Here is a 17,592-nt window from a genome sequence, read left to right on the forward strand (position 1 = left end):
CAGAACACATGTTGCAAAGAGAGTTGACACGGGAACAGGCAGTAGCGGCTGGAGAACAAGTCCTGCAAGGAATGGAGAGTGCGATCATCGAGCGTGGCTATTCGTACTTTTCCGATGGGGTTGTCTTTAATACACGCGTCGAAAACAACCGCATCCTGTGCAGCGATGTGCAAGGCACCCAAGTGTACCACGTCCAACTCGACCTGGAAGATGTGCAGGACAGCACCTGTACCTGTCCGTACACCCGTCTTTGCAAGCATATCGCCGCTACTTTTTTTCAGATGTACAGCGTCTTCGAAAACCCGCGCCACTTTTTATCCAGGGCGCAGCAACCGCGTCGGGTGAGCTTCACTCCCGCCATGCTCATCCCGAGCTATCGGCCAGTGGCAAGCGATTTGCACGGGAATGAGGCCGCCCCCGTTTCCTCCCCGCTGACCGCAGCCAGCTCCGTTTCCGACTGGTGGGCGTTTTTCGAAAGCTGGACGCGCAATTTGTTATCCGCGATGGAATCGTACCGCGCTTCCTCCGAAATGTTTTCCAGCTACCAAAACGTCCAGTCCGTCGCCGCGGGATGGCCACGGGAACGGGCCCAGTTGTTTCACATCCACGCCAATTTGTTTCACCTGCAAAAGTTGCAGCAATACGTCAAGAGCTACCGCCAGTCCAACTGGTATCCGGACTTGGCGCAGACGGCGGAACGGCTGCTCGAGCAGTTGGAGGGGGCCATCTACTTTGCCGATCGCCAGGCATTGTGGGCCGACCATCGCCCGGCGCTCGCTGAAACGGTGACGATCATCCAAAAATGGAAGGAAAACGACACGTCCTCCCTCTACTGGGTCTACGCCTATCGCATGATCTGGTGGTCGCTGCTCACCGACCCGGACTGGATCAAACAAGAGGTGGCGGAGCTGGAACAAGCCATGCAGACGCCGAATGCGCCCGCAGCCGAAAGCGAAAAATACCGCCTGCTGCGCGCCCACTTTTCAGTCATGGAAAACGAGGACGCGCTCGCCCTGCAAGTCTGGAAGCCGATTCGCCGCTTGCCTTTAAGTTTTTACTTGCCCTACATGAAAGCTTTCGCCCGCAATCAGGAGTGGCAGCGCTTTCTGTTTTGGACGGAGGCGCTGACCGAGTTGATCGGGTCGGCGGAGGCCGCACAATATCGCTTGGTCATCGCCATCTGGCAAGAAGCGATGAAGCAGGTCGGCCGCTCCGACGAGTGCGGAGCCATGCTGAAAAACTTCCTGCCGAGCAGCTATTCCGAGTACGCCCTGCATTTGTACGAGGAAAAGCAGTTCAAGCAATGGGTCGATTTGCAAATGTCCTATCAGGTGCCGCTTGCCGACATCTCGTCTGTGCACCTGAAAGAAATCGAGGACGCCGATCCGTCCTTGCTGTATCCGTACTATGTGCGCGAGATCAACCGCCTGATCCGCGAGCGCAACCGCCCCGCCTACAAAGAGGCGATCAAGCTGTTGAAAAAAGCGCGGGCCACTTACGCCAAGGCCGAGCAGGAGTCCGACTGGGAGCGCTTCGTGGACAAACTGTCCGCCAAGCACAACCGCCTGCGGGCATTTCAGGAGGAGCTAAGGAGAGGAAATCTGAACCTATGAACACTGTTACAACCATGGTGCTAACCGCAAAGCTTCTGGCAGACGGCCAGTTCCTTATTGCGGGAGCAGACCCAAGCGGGCAGGCGCTCGACCCGGATGAGCTCGCCGGAGCGCTTTTTGCCTGGGATGAAGCCTCCTACTACGGCACGTTCGTGGAAAAAAACGAGCAAGGCTTGCTGCTCGGCCCGACAGAGGCGCTGGCCTTTTTCGCCTCGCCGCCGTGGCTTTTGCACCGGGCTTATTCCGTCGACAAGCGTTTTCTGGAATACCAGGGCGTCGCCGTGTTCCTGCAAAAAACGCTGGCCGCAGGCGCCATCGTCCCAGACTTTGCCGCATGGAAGCAAGGACGATTCGGCTGGAGGGCGAAGCAGGCCCCGGCTTCGTTTGCGCCCTACGGCAACAGGTGGCTTTCGCATGTGTTGGAGGAAGCTGTCCACGCCTTTGGTGAGGTCGGCCGCGCCTGGGATCAGCTCACTGCCCAGTTTCCGGCGCTGCACGTCATGGGCGACAAGCTGTCCGTCCATTTGCAGGAGACGGAATGGCTGCAATCGATTGGCTGGCTGCCGGATGTGACGCCGTTTCGCACCTGTTTGCAAATTGTCGAGCCTGCGCACGCCGCCAGCGAATGGCTGCTCCAGGTTTATTTGCAGGATCGGGAAGAACCGGATCGGCTGTTTGTGATCGAGCCGCATCAGTTCGGCGCTCCAGACGCGCACACCGCGCGCATCCCGCTGGAATGGAAAGAGCACTGGCGGCGTTTTCAAAGCGACCTGGCCAAATGCCGCGACATTTTCCCTTGGCAAACGTCCGGCGCTGACGAACCGGACGGGCTGCGCACCCAGCTTACCAATGAGGAAGCGTGGCTTTTCCTGACGTCCTGCAGCCTGCAGCTCGTCCAGGCTGGCATTCACGTCTTTTTGCCGGCGTGGTGGGAGCAGGCGCGCAGAGTCAGACCGAAGCTCCGGGCGAAAGTCTCTTCCTCTGTCGGGGCGAGCAGACAGTCTTTTTTGGGCATTTCGCAGGTCATGGATTTCGAGTGGAAGCTCGCGCTCGGTCCTGTCGAGCTGAGCGAGGAAGAGTTTGCGCAGTTGATCCGCCAGAAGCAGCGGCTGCTGAAAATCAGGGGGCATTGGGTGCAGCTCACGCCTGACCTGTTCGCCGAGCTGCAGGAAGCGCTGAAAAAAACGAACGCAAAAAACGGCATGACCTTGCGCGACGTGATGAGCATGCACCTGACCGCAAATGTCGAAGCCGAAGAACCAGCGGACGACGACGATCTCGCTGAACCTTACCCGCTGACGGTGGAAGTCCAGCTCAACGCGCATTTGCTGGAGCTGATGCACCGCCTGCAGGAAACGAAGCACATCCCGATTTTGCCGCAGCCGGACACGTTTTGCGGCACGCTGCGCAACTACCAGTTGGAAGGAAGCTCGTGGATGCTGTTTTTGCGCCAGTTCGGTCTGGGAGCGTGTCTCGCCGACGACATGGGCCTTGGGAAAACCGTGCAGTTTATCACCTACTTGCTGCATGTGAAGGCGACAAAAACCGCCCAGTCCCCTTCGCTGCTCATCTGTCCCACCTCCGTCATCGGCAACTGGCAAAAGGAGCTGCAGCGGTTCGCCCCTTCGCTCAACGTGTTCATTCATTACGGGAATACCCGTCCGAAAAAAGAAGATTTTGCTCCGGCCATCGAGGGGGTCGATTTGGTCATTACGTCCTATGCGCTGTCCCACCTCGACGAACAGGAGCTGTCCTCCATCACCTGGAATACGATCTGTCTGGACGAGGCGCAAAACATTAAAAACGCCTATACGAAGCAAGCGTCCGCCGTCCGTGACCTGAAGGCGTGGCACCGGATCGCGCTCACCGGAACGCCGATCGAAAACCGCCTGAGCGAGCTTTGGTCGATTTTTGACTTCCTCAATCCCGGCTACTTGGGCAGCCTCGGCGACTTTACCCAGCGTTTCGTCCTGCCGATCGAGCGCGACCGCGACCAGGCGCTGATCCAGACGGTGCAACGGCTCATTCAGCCGTTCCTGCTGCGCCGCACCAAGACGGACCCGGCGATTCAGCTCGACTTGCCGGAGAAAAACGAAAGCAAGGAATACGTGCCGTTGACCGCCGAGCAAGGCGCGCTCTACGAAACCGCGATCCAGGACATGTTCGCCCGGATGGAAAACGTCTCCGCCATGGAACGGCGCGGCCTCATCCTCACGACATTGACGCGGCTCAAGCAGCTTTGCGACCATCCCGCGTTGATCTTAAACGAGATCACTACGGCGGATGAAGCAAGCCGCTCGCACAAGCTGGAGCGACTGCTGGAACTGGTCGAGGAAATTCGGCAAAAAAAGGAGCGCTGCCTGATCTTTACGCAATACATTGAGATGGGCAACCTGCTCCAGCGCGTGCTGACGCGCGAAGGCTACGGCCCCGTTTACTTTTTGAACGGCGCCACCAAAAAAGAAAAACGGGACGAGATGATCGCCCGTTTTCAGGATGCCTCCCTCCCGGATGAGGAGCGCGGCGCCATTTTCATTCTGTCCCTGCGCGCAGGCGGCACAGGTTTGAACTTGACGGAAGCGAACCACGTCATTCACGTCGATCGCTGGTGGAACCCCGCCGTGGAAAACCAGGCAACCGACCGGGCGCACCGCATCGGTCAGCGGCGGAACGTGCAGGTGTACAAATTCATTTCGCTCGGCACCATCGAGGAACGGATTGACGAAATGATGGAGCGCAAACTCTCGCTCAGCCAACAGATCGTCGGCAGCGGGGAAGGCTGGATTACCGAGTTGTCGACGGCCGAGCTTCGCGAGCTGTTCGCCCTGCGCCACGACTGGAGCAATACGAAAGGATAGTGTCAGATGGAGCCTGTGAAGGAAACCAAGCCCTCTTCTCCCCCGGCTACAGAACACGAGAGCAAAGACTTGCCCGAAGCGTGGAAACGCTTTTTACAGGCAGTCCAAAGCCAGTTCTCCGCACAAAAGCCGCCATCCGCCAAATAAACCACGCCAAAAAGTCCGATCCGCCTCGCCAGCCGATCGGACTTTTTTTTGTTGCTGTCGCCGCAGCGCGTCAAGCGGTATCCGTCGGCCTGTTCAGCGGCAAATACACTTCGACCTTCGTTCCCTGGTTGGGGGCGCTGGAAAAATGGATGTACCCGTCATGGTACTGAATAATTTTATAAGTAATCATTAGGCCAAGCCCCGTCCCTTTTTCCTTCGTGCTGTAAAAAGGCTCCCCGAGCCGCTTCAATCGCTCTTCGGACATGCCGCAGCCTTTGTCCACAATCTGGATCATGACCTGATCGTGCCCCGAGCGCAGCGCCCGGATGCGTATCGTCCCCCCGTCCGGCATGGACTCCACGGCATTGGAGAGCAAGTGGATGAACACTTGCCTGATCTGGCTTTGATCGCACCACAGCCACGTCTCTTCGACATCGTCGATCTCGAGCACCATCTGATGTGCCGGCGCTTCCTCCTGCGCGACCTGCGTGACGCTGCGCAGCAGTTGCGCCAGATTTTGCGACTCAAACTGGTGGGACCTTTGCTGGGTCAAAAAGACAAATTCGCGCAAAATGCTTTCGAGCTGGTGAAACTCGGCGAGCATGATATCAAAGTATTCGCTTTTCCACTGGTCGCGCCGCAGCAACTGCACGAAGCCTTTGATCGAGGTCACCGGGTTTCGGATTTCATGTGCGACTCCTGCTGCGAGCTGCCCGACGACGTCGATCTTGTCCATTTTGCGCAAAAATTCCTCTGCCTGCACCTGCGCCGTACTGTTGCGGATGATGAAGACGATCTGCTCCACCTCGGCCTGCTCGTTTTGCACAGGCGTTCCTTTTGCTTCCAAAATCAGCTTGCTGCCATTGCGGTGCTGGCAGGAAAAGGTAACCGCCCTGGGAAGCTTCCACTCCATAATTTCCTGAAACGTCTGCCAGACGCGTTTGAGCTGTTCGCTCGGCAAAATGGTTTGCAGATGCTGATGCAAAAACACCTCCGGGGATACCTCCAAGACGGTGTGAACGGACGGCGACACGTATGTAACATATCCATGGCAATCAATGACCACGATCATATCCGAAATGTTTTCCGCAATCAGCCTGTATTTCGCTTCGCTTACCCGCTGGGCTTCCTCCGCTTTTTTCAGTTCCGTGATGTCGACACAGGAAGCGATCACTTCCTTCACCCGCCCATCCCGGAAGATCGGGCGCATGACAGCCAGGTAGCAAACGCCGTTGACGACGCCCTCATAGGTGACGTTTTCTTCGCCGCTCCAGGCCCGCTCGTAATGCTCTGTCTTGCGCAGCGCTTCCTTGCGGGGCAAGATGTCGCACAACTCGTTCCCTACGACCTGCTCCGGCGTCAAGCCGATCCGGTAGATCAACTCCCCCGCGCAAAACGTATGGATAAACCGCTCGTCCTGCTTGCGAAATGTAAACGTCATTCCTTGCTGATTGCGCAGCACCTCGCGCAAATAGTTGTGGTTCTCGCCCGCCCCCTGCTTTGCGCGCGCTGGCGCATCGGCAAACGCCTTGCCCTGCGAGCTCATCTTCGCGACAAGCCCCTCTGCCAGCAGCGGCTCGCAAAAGTAATTTCCTTGGGCAAGGTCGCACAGAAGCTCCCCCAACAACTCTGCTTGCTCGCGACTCTCGACTCCTGCAGCCGTCGCCTGCAGGCCCATTGTCTGCGCGATCGCCAATGCGGTTTTGAGCGCAGCCTCTTGCGCAACGTCGGTCAGCGCTTGCTGGATCAAGGTTGGATCGAGCTTGAGCTTGTCTACAGGAACACGCGATAAATACGGGATCGAAACCGGATCTTTTCCGAACTCGTCCAGACTCACCTGCACACCGAACTGCTTGAGCTGGGCGAGGACGCCAATCGTACGCTCCATATCGCCCCCGGCCAATTCCGTTATTTCCAGCTCCAAATAGCGCGGCGGCAACTGGCTTTCCCGCAAAATCGTCTGGATCGTATCCCCGAATCCGACAGACTCGAAAGCATGCGCGGACAGGTTGACCGATACGACCAGCGGCCCGAAGCCGATGTCGATCCATTCCTTGCATTGCGTGCACGCGGCTCGCAGGACCCATTCCTCCAACAAATGAATCACGCCGCTTTTTTTGGCAAGCAGCAGCAATGTCTGTTGCGGCAAAAGTCCCCACTTTTCATGATGCCAGCGAACCAGGGCCTCGACCCCCGTCATCCCTGTTGTTCGCAAATCGAAAAAAGGCTGGTAATAGAGTGTGAGCTGCTGGTTCACAATGGCTTGAAACAGATCTTCATCGGTCTGATTCAGCTCATCCTGGTCGATTGTTTGAATACGAACCACGTCCCTCCTAAAGTTTGTCATCAAACGGGACAGCGACAGCAAGTCCCACAATTCCGAACTATTCTGACACTTCCTCTCTTTCTACTTTATAGGAAGAATGCGCCCCCTGTCCAGAGAAGGAAAAAGCACACCCCCCCTCTCCTGGCTGGAGGGGGGTGAACTCACGCCTGCAGCGCCGCCTGGCGACGGGCTGCGCGCTCGTCTTCCTTCAGCCGTGGACAGGTGTAGCAGTACTGTCCATCCCCGGTTTGATAGTACAGGCAGCATTGATTTTTCAGGCGCACCTGCTTGTTCGGGTCGCGCATGTCCTCCACCCAGCGCACTTTGACCGCGAACGGATTTTTGGGCAGCCCGAAGCACTCCCCGTCCAGCTCGTCGCAAAGCGCCGCGTAATCGTCGCGCAGCCGTTGGCGGATCGCCTCTTCCCGGGCCTCCTGGACGAAAGTATCGAGATAATAGTTAAATCTCGTCGGCAGTTGGCCCCAAATCATTTTCAGCGGATTGCCAGTCGCATCAGCCAGCACCTGGAACAACGGCCGGAGCGTATGTCCGTAAAACTGCCGATACTGCTCGGCGCGCCAGGCAGAACGCGCTGTGCTTGTGCTCGGACCCTCCGCCTTGTGCCACTCGTCCACGACGAAAGAGAACTGGACGTAGCCATCCGCGTCGTACAGCTCAATCGTCAACTGGTCGAGCGGTATGCGAATCGCTACGTTCCATACAGACAGCGCGTACTGCAAGCCGAGCGCGAGCCCAGACAGCCAACTGGCCGCATAAGTGCCGACAGGCTTTTGGTCATGTGCCTTGATAAGCGGCGCGTACGTCTGCACCAACTGTTCCGCATGTCTGGCTTTTAGCAGATCGCTTGCCTTGATCGAGAGCAGCGCGTCTGTTCGGTGCGTAGTCGTCAGGTGAAACTGTTCCGCCAAAAACGGTTCATTCCATGTTTGCAAGACTCTCTCCCCCGTTTTTTGATTGAAAAGCTCGCTTCCAAAACGCCTCCGCCAGCACAAGGACGGGCGCTAGCTGGAAAAAGCGTTTTGCGGCTGCTCCAGATACGAGCCGAACTGCGCCTGATACAGCCGGCTGTAGATGCCATCCTGTGCCAGCAGTTGCTCATGGTTCCCCTGTTCGGTAATGCCCTGCTCTGTCACGACGACGATGCGATCCGCGTTTTTGATCGTCGCCAGCCTGTGCGCGATCACCAGCGTGGTGCGCCCTTGCGACAGCTCCGCGAGCGACTGCTGAATCGCCGCTTCCGTCTCCGTATCGAGAGCGGACGTCGCTTCGTCCAAAATCAGGATCGGCGGGTTTTTCAAAAACATCCGGGCAATCGCGAGCCGCTGCTTTTGTCCGCCAGACAGCTTCACCCCGCGCTCCCCGATAATCGTATCAAGCCCTGTCGGCTGCGCACGGATAAAGTCTTCCAGCTTGGCCCGGCGCGCCGCTTGCCAAATCTCTTCTTCTGTTGCGTGCTGCTTGCCATAAGAGATATTTTCCCGAATGGTGCCGGAGAACAAAAACACGTCCTGCTGCACGATCCCGATCTGGCTGCGCAGCGAAGCCAGCGTCATGTTGCGAATATCCAGTCCGTCAATCGTGATGCTGCCTCCGTCAATCTCGTAAAACCGCGGCAGCAGGCTGCACAGCGTCGTTTTCCCCGCGCCGGACGGACCGACAAAGGCAATCGTCTCTCCCGCGCGTATGCGCAAATCAATGTTTTGCAAAACGCGCGAGCCTTGCTCGTACCCGAACGAGACGCCTTTGTACTCGATATCGCCCTTCAGCGCCTCTACCTTGACCGCATCCGGAGCGTCTGCGATGTCTGGCGCCGTATCCATAATTTCTATGTAGCGCTTGAAGCCGGCAATGCCTTTCGGATAACTTTCGATAATCGCGTTGATCTTTTCCAGCGGACGGAAAAAGACGTTCGTCAACAGCAGGAAGGCGACGAACTCCCCGTAGGTGAGAGAGCCTTCGATGACAAACCAACTGCCGCAGATCAGCACGAACAAAATAACGAGCCGCATCAGAATATAGCTGACCGAGGCGTTCTGGGCCATGATTTTGTAGGACAACAGCTTGGTCAGACGAAAACGCTGGTTGTTTTCCGCAAAGCGCTTGTTTTCAAAGCTCTCGTTGGCAAACGCCTGTACGACGCGCATGCCGCCGACATTGTCCTCGACGCGCGCATTGAAATCCGCCATGTCTCCGTACAGACGGTGGAACGCCTTCGTCATTTTGCGGTTGAAGTACACGACAAAAAAGGTCTTGACAGGGATGACCACAAAAGTGAGCAACGCCATTTCTTCGTTGATGCTGAACATCAGAATGAAAGCTCCTGCCAAGGTCATGATCGCAATGAACAAGTCTTCCGGGCCGTGGTGGGCCACCTCGCCGATCTCCATCAGGTCGTTCGTCAACCGTGACAGCAGATGGCCTGTCTTCGTGTTGTCGAAAAAACGAAAGGACAGCTTTTGGATATGGTCGTACAGCTTTTGGCGCATATCCGTCTCAATGTTGATCCCGAGCATGTGCCCCCAATAGGTGACCACGTAGTTCATTCCCGCATTGATGGCATAAAGCGCAAGCAGCCCAAGACAGGCCCAGACAATCAGCTCCCAGTCTTTGCTCGGCAGAAGCTGATCGACTACCATGTTTACCGCGAGCGGAAATCCCAGCTCCAGAACAGCCACGAAGATCGCACAGGTGAAATCGAGTACGAACAATCCACGATAAGGCCGGTAGTAAGAAAAAAATCTGCGAAGCATCGCAGCAGCACCTCCTTTTTCATTGACAAGCTACATGACACAGCTCCTCACGCTTTTTTTGAAAATCATTTTCATTATAGCTGGATTTGTTGGCAAGATCGATCATCATTTTGCAAAAGAACGCGTCCCTTGCAGTTTGCAGCACGGCTCGTCCCGCTTGCGGCTGCAAAAGGCCACCCCTTTCTGTTTGGACAGATCACGGCCTCTTTTGCCAATATACTTTCGGTCCGCAAAGGGGCACGGCGAATCGCCATAGACTGGACAATCGCCTCCTGTGAAAAAAAACTGGCGATCCTCATCTTCATGGCACAGCTTCCGCATTTCGTCGGAGCTTCGGGGACCATGTACGCGATGCTGGCGAGCACGCTTGCACTCCACCAGCTATTATGAGGGAAACAGGTGAAAACGTGTACGCGATTTCCGGGCAACTGTTTTTCGGTACGATGACGCACTTTGTCGAGCAATTCGATGTTCCAAACGATCCCGGCCAGATTGTCATTGATTTTTCCCGCTCGCATGTCTGGGATATGTCAGCCGTAACCGCCATCTCCAAAGTAGTCGCCAAATACCGCGATGCCGATAAATTCGTGCTCATCACGGGATTGAATGAAGAAAGCAAACAGCTTGTAGATCGGCTTGGAATCACGGTTCCTGCCGGGCATTGACAGACAGCAACTCCCCCTTTTCGCTCCGTCAAAAGGGGTTTTTGTATGCGCCAGACGCGTTGCTTGTGCCCGTTTCGTTTTTTCCTTATTTCATTTTTGCAATAGTACGATCACATTTCTTTATTGGTCAGCGCCAAAAACCAGTGCTAGAATAATCAATATCAAATTTCCGGCTTTTCTACTGCAAAGGTTGTGAACAGAAAGATGGAGTTTTCATGGAAGCGTAATTTGTTTGTGTTATGGGTCGGCGTCTTCTTCTGCAGCACAGCCTACTCGATCTCCATACCATTCTTGCCCATCTTCCTCCATACATCTTTGGGTGTTCACGAGCATTTGGAAGCCTGGTCTGGTATCTCGTTTGGCATTACCTTTTTGGCAAGCGCCCTGATCTCACCGTACTGGGGTTCGCTCGCCGACAAATACGGGCGAAAACCGATGTTGATCCGATCCGGTTTTAGCCTGGCTTTGTTGTACTTCCTGACTTACTTTATTACAGATCCTTACCTTTTCCTGGTGCTGCGCGTGTTTCAGGGGCTGCTCGCCGGCTACGTGCCTGCCGCGATCGCGCTGGTAGCGACGAATACACCGGAAAAAAACGTCGGGTACGCTCTCGGGGTGATGGCAACCTCTGGAGCCACGGGCGGGATTGTCGGGCCGCTCGTCGGCGGGGTAGTCAGTCACCTCTGGGGAAACGCAGAGGCTTTTCTTTTCTCCGGCTGTGTCGTGCTCGTAGCGGCGCTGATCGCGACCTTCCTCGTCAAAGAGACCAACATGAACCGCTCCGGCAGCCGCTCCAACGTGCGGGAAGACTTGCGGGCTGCCATCGCCAACCGCTCGCTCATGACGATTCTCGGCCTCAGCCTGATGGTCACGATCTCCGTCATGCTCTTGGAACCGCTGTTGACCGTCTACGTGTTGCAGCTCGGGGCCTCGCAGCAGGAAGCCTCGCTCAGCGCCGGGATCATTTTCGCTGCCGTCGGTATTGCCACCGTGATCGCCGCTCCGCAATGGGGAAAACTCGGCGGCAAGGTCGGCTACACGAAAATTTTGTTCATCGGCTTGCTCGGCGGCGCCTTCGGCAACCTGCTGCAATTTTTCTTCACCAACCTGTACGGCTTCGGGGTTTTGCGCTTCGCCTACGGCCTGTTTTTCGCGGCGGTTTACCCTTCGATTAACGCGATGATCGTCAAAGTGACCGAACCCGAGTTTCGCGGCAGAGCCTTCAGCCTGAACCAGTCCGCCAACCAGCTCGCGACGATGCTCGGCCCTGTGCTCGGCGGCGTGCTCGGTGGCGCCATCCCGATCCGCTACGTGTTCATTATCAACGGAATCGCCCTGCTCGCTACCGCCATCCTGATTCGCTCGAAAAAACCGGGCCTGGCCGGGAAGCAAGCCCAACAGCAGTCTTCCGATCCGCAACTGGCTGCGAAATAACGCATCGCACGCCCAATAACAAAACTCCCTTTCGCTTCGTCAGACAACGCTTGCCTGGCGGTGGCAAAAGGGAGTTTCTCGTATGGACGATGCCGCTTTTTTCCTGCTTTACTTTTGCTGCAGCGCTACTTTTAACCCGAGCAAAATGTAGACAGACCCGATCATTTTGCCGCTCCAACGACCGATCCAGGAGATGCGTCTGACGAGATGCCCCAGCGGCCGCACAGAGAGGGCGATCAGCGACGTGTAGAAGAAGCCGAGAATGGAAAAAATCAGGCCCAACACAACAAACTGCATCACGGACGCTCCCCGCTCCGGGTGGACGAACTGCGGCAAAAACGCCAGAAAGAACAAAGCCGTCTTCGGGTTCAGCACTTCCGCGATGATCGCTTGCACATACGCCTTCCCCGGCGGCAGCGGCGATACTTTTGGCAACTCGGGGTCTGTCGGTTTCTCCAGCAGCGCCCTTATCCCCAGGTAGATGAGATAGGCGGCCCCGGCGAATTTGACGAGCTGGAACGCCCAGGCGGATGTCATCAAGATCGCCGACAAGCCGACAGCGGCAAAAATCGTATGGATGAAGTCGCCTGTCGCGATTCCAAGCCCCGCCATGATTCCCGCACGTCTGCCGCCCTGAACGGTGCGTGTCGCCGTCAGTAGCACGGCAGGGCCGGGAATTAAAAACAGGCCGATCACGACAGCCAAAAACGTGCTCAACGTCGCCAGATCAAACATGTTCTCCTCTCCTTCTTCTCTTGTTTGTCTATGGATGCCCCCATTATAGCGCGCCCTGGCATTCGTGGCGACAAGATCATGTCCGGGCCTCGTCCCCGCCCGGAAAGCGCACCGTGACCGTCGTTCCTTTGCCCAGGCTGCTTTCCAGCGCGATTTGTCCGCCGTGCGCCTCCACGATGCCTTTGGCAATCGTCAGCCCGAGGCCAGCCCCTCCGCGCTCTCTCGCCCGCGAGCGGTCCCCCCGGTAAAAACGCGCAAAAACGTGCGGCAAATCGTCCGGGGCGATGCCTGCGCCGTTGTCGCGCACCTGCAGCTTAACATGTCCGCCCGCTTTTTCGATCGTCACACAGATCGTTCCGTCGGGCGGCGTATGTTTGCACGCGTTTGCCAGCAAGTTTGCCACGACTTGCGCGATTCTTTGCCGATCGCCTGTCATCCAGGCGTCTTTTGGTCCTTCCAACTGAAAGCGAATCTGGTTGCGCGCAAAAGCGACGTGCATCGCTTCGCTGACTTCCTCGGCGACATCCCGCAAATTCACCTGCTCGCGCCGCATCGGCAGGGCGCCTGCCTCGACCTGAATCACCTGATCGAGATCGTTCACGAGCCGGATCAGGCGGAGAACTTCGGCGCGCGTGCTCTCCAAATGCTTAGGCGTCGCCTCCCAGATGCCGTCGATCATCCCTTCTGTCTGGGCCAGCAAGGTGTTGAGCGGCGTACGCAGTTCGTGCGCAATATCTGCGGTCAGCCGTTTGCGCAACTCCTCCTGTTCGTGCAGGCTCGTCACCAGGTTGTTAAAGGCGACGACCAGCGCGGCAATTTCGTCTTGCCGTTCCGGTACAGGCACGCGCACTTGCAGATCGCCCTGCGCGACCTTTTGCGCCGCCGCACTCACCTGCACGACAGGCCGAACCATCGTGCGGGCCAGCGGAATGCACAGCACGACGACGATCACAAGCAAAACCGCCATCGTCCACAGCGCGGTATTTTTATGCGCCCATTGAAAATGGCCTTCCAAAGCCATGTACGCATTTTCGTCATCGTGGCTGATGACAAGTTGCCCGATTTTTCGACCGCCGTCATAAAGCGGAATCGTTTCGGTTGCGCGCTCGGCATGTTCGGCGTGCGTGGCGTGCTCGCCCTCCCGTCCAGCGCCCGGCGCTTGCCCCCATTCGCCCAGCTTTTCCCCCCGCGCGTCGTGCAGCGCAATGTGCAGGCCGAGCACAGACGAGACGGCCTCCAGTTGCAAAAAAGCGGATTGGTCCCACGCCTGGCTGGCGCGGTAGGAGGCGAGCGCCACCTGGGAAATTTCTTCGTTGTGCTGGCTTTTCACCTCGTTTGCGTACATCATGAAATGCTCGTCCATTTCCTTGACCGCAAGCCATGTCGTAATCAGTACGGCACCGACGCCCATCGCCATAAAGGCGAGCGCCAGCTTCATCCATATGCGCTTCATCGCAAACCTCATTTCCTCACCGGGACGTCAAACCGATAGCCCAGTCCGTACACCGTCTTGATGTAGACAGGCTGCTTCGGATCGTCCTCGATTTTTTGCCGCAAATTTTTGACATGCGTATCAATCGTGCGGTCGTAGCCTTCGAAGTCGTAGCCGAGAACTTCGCGCACCAGCTCGTCTCTGCTCCACGTCCGGCCGGGATGGCGGGCCAGCGTCGTGAGCAGCCGGTATTCGTTCGGGGTGACGTCGAGCGCGACCTTGTTTTTGAGAATTTTTTTGTCGCGAATCGAAATCGTGAGCTGGCCTGCCTCGAACTCGTCGCAGAGCGCCGAATAGTCGCCGGAGCGCCGCATGACGGCCCGCACGCGCGCCACCAGCTCGCGCGGACTGAACGGCTTCATCAAGTAATCATCCGCCCCGATTTCCAGCCCATAAATCCGGTCAGCCTCCTGACTCTTGGCGGTGAGCATCAGAATCGGGACGCGGGAATGCTTGCGGATGCGCTGGCAAACTTCTTCACCGCTGACGTCCGGGAGCATCAAATCGAGAATAATGCAGTCGACGGCCGCCGAGCTGGCTATCTGGATAGCCTCCCCGCCTGTCATCGCCGTCAGCACGTGATAGCCGTCTTTTTGCAGATAGGAAGATAAAATCTCCAAAATTTTGTGTTCATCGTCTACCAGCAAAATCGTAGACATGTCCTGGCCTCCTTTTGCCCCTTATTCCGACTGGCTGGCCTGTCCCTTCCCGCGCTTCCAGAACAGCAGGAAAACAAGCGCGCCTGCTGCAAGCGCGATCACCAGCCTGAGCTTGTTTTCGCCAAAGTAGACGAGATCGTGCCCGACGAATGTCTCAAACACCATCGAAGGAATTTTGCCCACGAGTGTCGCGAGAAGAAAATCGGCGAACGTCATGTTCGTCATCGCCGCCCCGAGATTGATTACCCCCGAAGGGATCAGCGGATTGAGCCGCAGCAAGACGACGGCGAGCCCTTTTCGCACCCGGGTCGCCCGGTTAATCGCCGCTACCCATTGGAACGACGCCAGCTTTTTGCGCCGATCGGCTTTTCGAATGACATAGCGGTACAAGAAAAAAGCGATGCCCGCACCGAGCACCTCCCCTGTGAGGGAAAGGAAAAAACCTCCGTACAAGCCAAATACAACGGCATTGGCCGCAGACAAAAAAATGGACGGCAGGACGCCTGCCACGCTGATGGCGATATTCAACAAGATGCTGCCGATTACTCCCAGCATTCCCCACGAGCGAATCCATTCTGCCAAGCCTTCTATATTCGTCAATCCATCCATGTTCGCTTGCGGACTCCCCTCTGTTGCCTGTTCCTTTAAGCCTATACGAAAATTGTGAAGAAATCATGGAAAAAAACAAACAATCGCTCCCGTTCTCTGGAAGCGACTGTTTGCGGAAGGCGGCAATAGCGCCTTATTTCTGCTCGATGGCCACGTAAATATCGACTTGCGCCTGATTCGGGTCGGCGCAGTGCACACCGTCGTAGCGCTCAAAATCCGCGACGAACGTCCGCTTGACGCCTGACTCCTGCGACCACGCCCAGATGCGCGCCCACGCCTCCTGAATGATCTCGACCATCGGGCCGACTCTGGTTGTAAAGACCGCATATGTAGCGGCCGGGATCGTTTTCACGGTCAGCTCGGCAGGCAGCTCGCCCCCCGCTTCCACCTCAACGCCAACGAGCAACGAGTACGCTCCCTGTTCATCGCTTGCGTAATCCGAGTAGACGCCATAGACGACTCCCGGCTCTTTTTGCCCGGGCGTACGCGCCGGATACCCTTGCTCGTAATAGCGGTGCCACAAAGGCCCGATTTTCCCGTTTGCTCCGCATTCAGCCTCGTTCGTGGTCCGAATTTTCAGACCAGCTACACGCATTTCCCCCAGTTGGACGATCGTCGGATTCATCTGTTTGCACGCTCCTGTTCAAAGAATGGATTACATGCCTAGTATAGCTATCCTACCTTGACACCTGTCTGTCAACGTTTCTGGTCTGTCTCGTAGCATGCCAACATTTTTTTCGCCGTATCCGCGATCCGCTGGCGGATGAAATCCGGCGCCAGCACCTGCACGCTGTCGCCGTAGCTGAGCAGCATGCCTGTCAGCCACTCATCGTCTGCCATCGTCGTGCGGACAGTCATCTCGCCGTTTGGCGCGGTTTCAATCGTTTGCGGATCAAACATGTCTCGTACCCGGACGTGGACACGCGGTGCGCAGCGATACTTCAAAGCGGTCGGCCAGCTCGCGAGCGCTCATCCGGCGTTTGTTCAACAGCATCATGACAATCGCCAGCAATCGTTCTACTTTCAACTCTCGTTCCACCTTTTGGCGGCTCCGCTACCGGAGCTTTCTTACGTGTAAAAAGGAGAATCCGCAGCAAAAAATCCATGCTGCAAATTCTCCTTTGTTCGTTTCTTTCCACTTGAAAACTAGACTAGACGCCCATACGTCTGCGCTGGTTGTTCGGCTTTTTCGTCAACTGGCTTTTCATCGACTGGTTTTTCGCCTTCTGGTTCACAGGGTTGTTCGCTTGGGCCTGTGCCTGCTTCTTTTCCGCCAACTTGCGCTTCATCGCTTCCTGCAGGCTGATTTTTGGCTTTTCCGCTTTTGTTTCCAGTTCGTTTTGGTTTGGCTCCGTCATGCGTAGCAACTCCTCATAGAAATTGGTTATCTTCTATGTATTCTAGTGCAAGACGGGAGGATGTGCCAGTAGGAATCTAACTGTTTTGGGCGCGGAGTTGCATATATTTGACTCCGCTCGCCTGGTGCTTCAAAATGTCCTCCAGCAGCTCTGCGAGATAGGCTCCCGCTTCAATCGGCAAAGTCCCGCCCCGATGAATATTAGAAATAACCGTTCGATCTGATTCTACCGTATGGGCGTCCGGTTTGTAAATCATGTAAGCACTGAGACTTTCTGCCGTCGCAAGCCCCGGCCTTTCCCCGATCAGGGAGATGACGACTTTGCAATTGACGATTTTGGCGACCTGGTCCTGAATCCACACCCGTCCCTTGTGAATGAACACCGGCTTGCCCACGCTGATGTTGCGCATCGCCAATCCTTGCTGCAGGGCGGGCAGCAAATCCGGAATCGTCGCCTCGCAGGCAGACGTGCTCAGTCCGTCGGAGATGACGATCTGCACGTCTTTGCCTTTGTCGCCGTGCTGCTCCAGCCATCTGACCGACTCGTCGGACAGCAGCCGCCCCGAGTCGAGGTTCATCAAATATTCCTGCATGCTCGTCGCCCGCGAATGCAGCTCCGGGAGTTGCAGCCGCTGCAGCCATTCCGGGCTGATCGATTTCATGACCGCATCGTGTGCCGCCGCCTGGTCGATGCGAAACTGCAAATAGCTCGTCGTCTTCATTCTGGTCCCTGCGCGGCCGATCCCGATGCGCGCCGGCGTTCTCGCCATCGCCCGCTCCAATGCTTCCAGATTGTGCGGATTTTCTACGCCGCGCACCTTTTGCTCGGGAAAGTGAATCACTTCCCCCGTCTTTTTGGAAAGCTCATCCATGACCCGCTGGATCAGGTCATCCATGTTGATCTGTTTCATCGTGTGTGCCCTCCC

At 56.6% G+C, this 17,592-nt stretch carries 16 protein-coding genes and 1 pseudogene; 5 read left to right on the top strand and 12 right to left on the bottom strand.

Features of this window, described 5'->3' with window-relative positions:
- The first annotated feature begins 8 nt into the window (after positions 1 to 8).
- Both AC27IT_RS13910 and AC27IT_RS13915 read left to right on the top strand, forming a co-directional pair.
- Positions 9 to 1,613 carry an SWIM zinc finger family protein gene (locus AC27IT_RS13910; RefSeq protein WP_025847639.1) on the top strand — a complete coding sequence of 535 codons (1,605 nt, stop codon included), beginning with the start codon at positions 9 to 11 and terminating at the stop codon, positions 1,611 to 1,613.
- Positions 1,610 to 4,471, top strand: coding sequence for a DEAD/DEAH box helicase (locus AC27IT_RS13915; protein ID WP_487091854.1), 2,862 nt, complete (start codon positions 1,610 to 1,612; stop codon positions 4,469 to 4,471). Before AC27IT_RS13910 ends, AC27IT_RS13915 begins: the two co-directional genes overlap by 4 nt.
- 217 nt (positions 4,472 to 4,688) lie before the next feature.
- Here AC27IT_RS13915 and AC27IT_RS13920 read toward each other — a convergent pair whose 3' ends face one another.
- The 3 genes from AC27IT_RS13920 to AC27IT_RS13930 form a co-directional block, all read right to left on the bottom strand.
- Entirely contained in the window at positions 4,689 to 6,944 is a 2,256-nt protein-coding gene (locus AC27IT_RS13920) for an EAL domain-containing protein (protein ID WP_487091855.1), read from the bottom strand.
- 161 nt (positions 6,945 to 7,105) lie between these two features.
- Entirely contained in the window at positions 7,106 to 7,897 is a 792-nt protein-coding gene (locus AC27IT_RS13925) for a Fe-S oxidoreductase (protein ID WP_327921183.1), read from the bottom strand.
- A 69-nt stretch (positions 7,898 to 7,966) separates the two neighbouring features.
- Positions 7,967 to 9,715 carry an ABC transporter ATP-binding protein gene (locus AC27IT_RS13930; RefSeq protein WP_487091856.1) on the bottom strand — a complete coding sequence of 583 codons (1,749 nt, stop codon included), beginning with the start codon at positions 9,713 to 9,715 and terminating at the stop codon, positions 7,967 to 7,969.
- Positions 9,716 to 9,844: 129 nt separating this feature from the next.
- On the opposite strand from AC27IT_RS13930, the gene AC27IT_RS13935 reads away from it, so the two are divergent.
- The 3 genes from AC27IT_RS13935 (at position 9,845) to AC27IT_RS13945 (ending at position 11,814) form a co-directional block, all read left to right on the top strand.
- On the top strand, positions 9,845 to 10,105 hold the full coding sequence (locus AC27IT_RS13935) for a hypothetical protein (RefSeq protein WP_327945363.1): 261 nt from the start codon (positions 9,845 to 9,847) through the stop codon (positions 10,103 to 10,105).
- A gap of 17 nt (positions 10,106 to 10,122) precedes the next feature.
- A complete protein-coding gene (locus tag AC27IT_RS13940) occupies positions 10,123 to 10,380 on the top strand; it encodes an STAS domain-containing protein (RefSeq protein WP_283859203.1) in 258 nt (85 codons plus the stop codon).
- Positions 10,381 to 10,584: 204 nt separating this feature from the next.
- Positions 10,585 to 11,814 carry an MFS transporter gene (locus AC27IT_RS13945; protein ID WP_007783547.1) on the top strand — a complete coding sequence of 410 codons (1,230 nt, stop codon included), beginning with the start codon at positions 10,585 to 10,587 and terminating at the stop codon, positions 11,812 to 11,814.
- Positions 11,815 to 11,922: 108 nt separating this feature from the next.
- Here AC27IT_RS13945 and AC27IT_RS13950 read toward each other — a convergent pair whose 3' ends face one another.
- From AC27IT_RS13950 to eutC, 9 genes and pseudogenes are all read right to left on the bottom strand, one after another.
- Positions 11,923 to 12,549, bottom strand: coding sequence for a LysE family translocator (locus AC27IT_RS13950; protein ID WP_005835343.1), 627 nt, complete (start codon positions 12,547 to 12,549; stop codon positions 11,923 to 11,925).
- A gap of 76 nt (positions 12,550 to 12,625) precedes the next feature.
- Positions 12,626 to 14,002 carry a sensor histidine kinase gene (locus AC27IT_RS13955; protein WP_283859202.1) on the bottom strand — a complete coding sequence of 459 codons (1,377 nt, stop codon included), beginning with the start codon at positions 14,000 to 14,002 and terminating at the stop codon, positions 12,626 to 12,628.
- 8 nt (positions 14,003 to 14,010) lie between these two features.
- Entirely contained in the window at positions 14,011 to 14,700 is a 690-nt protein-coding gene (locus AC27IT_RS13960; RefSeq protein WP_005835347.1) for a response regulator transcription factor, read from the bottom strand.
- Positions 14,701 to 14,721: 21 nt separating this feature from the next.
- Positions 14,722 to 15,309: a TVP38/TMEM64 family protein gene (locus tag AC27IT_RS13965; RefSeq protein WP_340673845.1), complete on the bottom strand. Its 588-nt coding sequence runs from the start codon at positions 15,307 to 15,309 to the stop codon at positions 14,722 to 14,724.
- A 133-nt stretch (positions 15,310 to 15,442) separates the two neighbouring features.
- Positions 15,443 to 15,934 carry a GyrI-like domain-containing protein gene (locus AC27IT_RS13970; RefSeq protein ID WP_197186503.1) on the bottom strand — a complete coding sequence of 164 codons (492 nt, stop codon included), beginning with the start codon at positions 15,932 to 15,934 and terminating at the stop codon, positions 15,443 to 15,445.
- 71 nt (positions 15,935 to 16,005) lie between these two features.
- Entirely contained in the window at positions 16,006 to 16,209 is a 204-nt protein-coding gene (locus tag AC27IT_RS13975) for a helix-turn-helix transcriptional regulator (RefSeq protein WP_005835352.1), read from the bottom strand.
- Positions 16,210 to 16,234: 25 nt separating this feature from the next.
- A pseudogene (locus AC27IT_RS13980) lies at positions 16,235 to 16,336 on the bottom strand (HTH domain-containing protein); the annotation flags it as partial.
- A gap of 124 nt (positions 16,337 to 16,460) precedes the next feature.
- A complete protein-coding gene (locus AC27IT_RS13985) occupies positions 16,461 to 16,667 on the bottom strand; it encodes a hypothetical protein (RefSeq protein WP_005835356.1) in 207 nt (68 codons plus the stop codon).
- 76 nt (positions 16,668 to 16,743) lie between these two features.
- Positions 16,744 to 17,577 carry an ethanolamine ammonia-lyase subunit EutC gene (eutC, locus tag AC27IT_RS13990; protein WP_005835358.1) on the bottom strand — a complete coding sequence of 278 codons (834 nt, stop codon included), beginning with the start codon at positions 17,575 to 17,577 and terminating at the stop codon, positions 16,744 to 16,746.
- Between the last annotated feature and the right edge of the window lie 15 nt (positions 17,578 to 17,592).

It is taken from the genome of Brevibacillus sp. YAE8 (genome assembly GCF_057543335.1).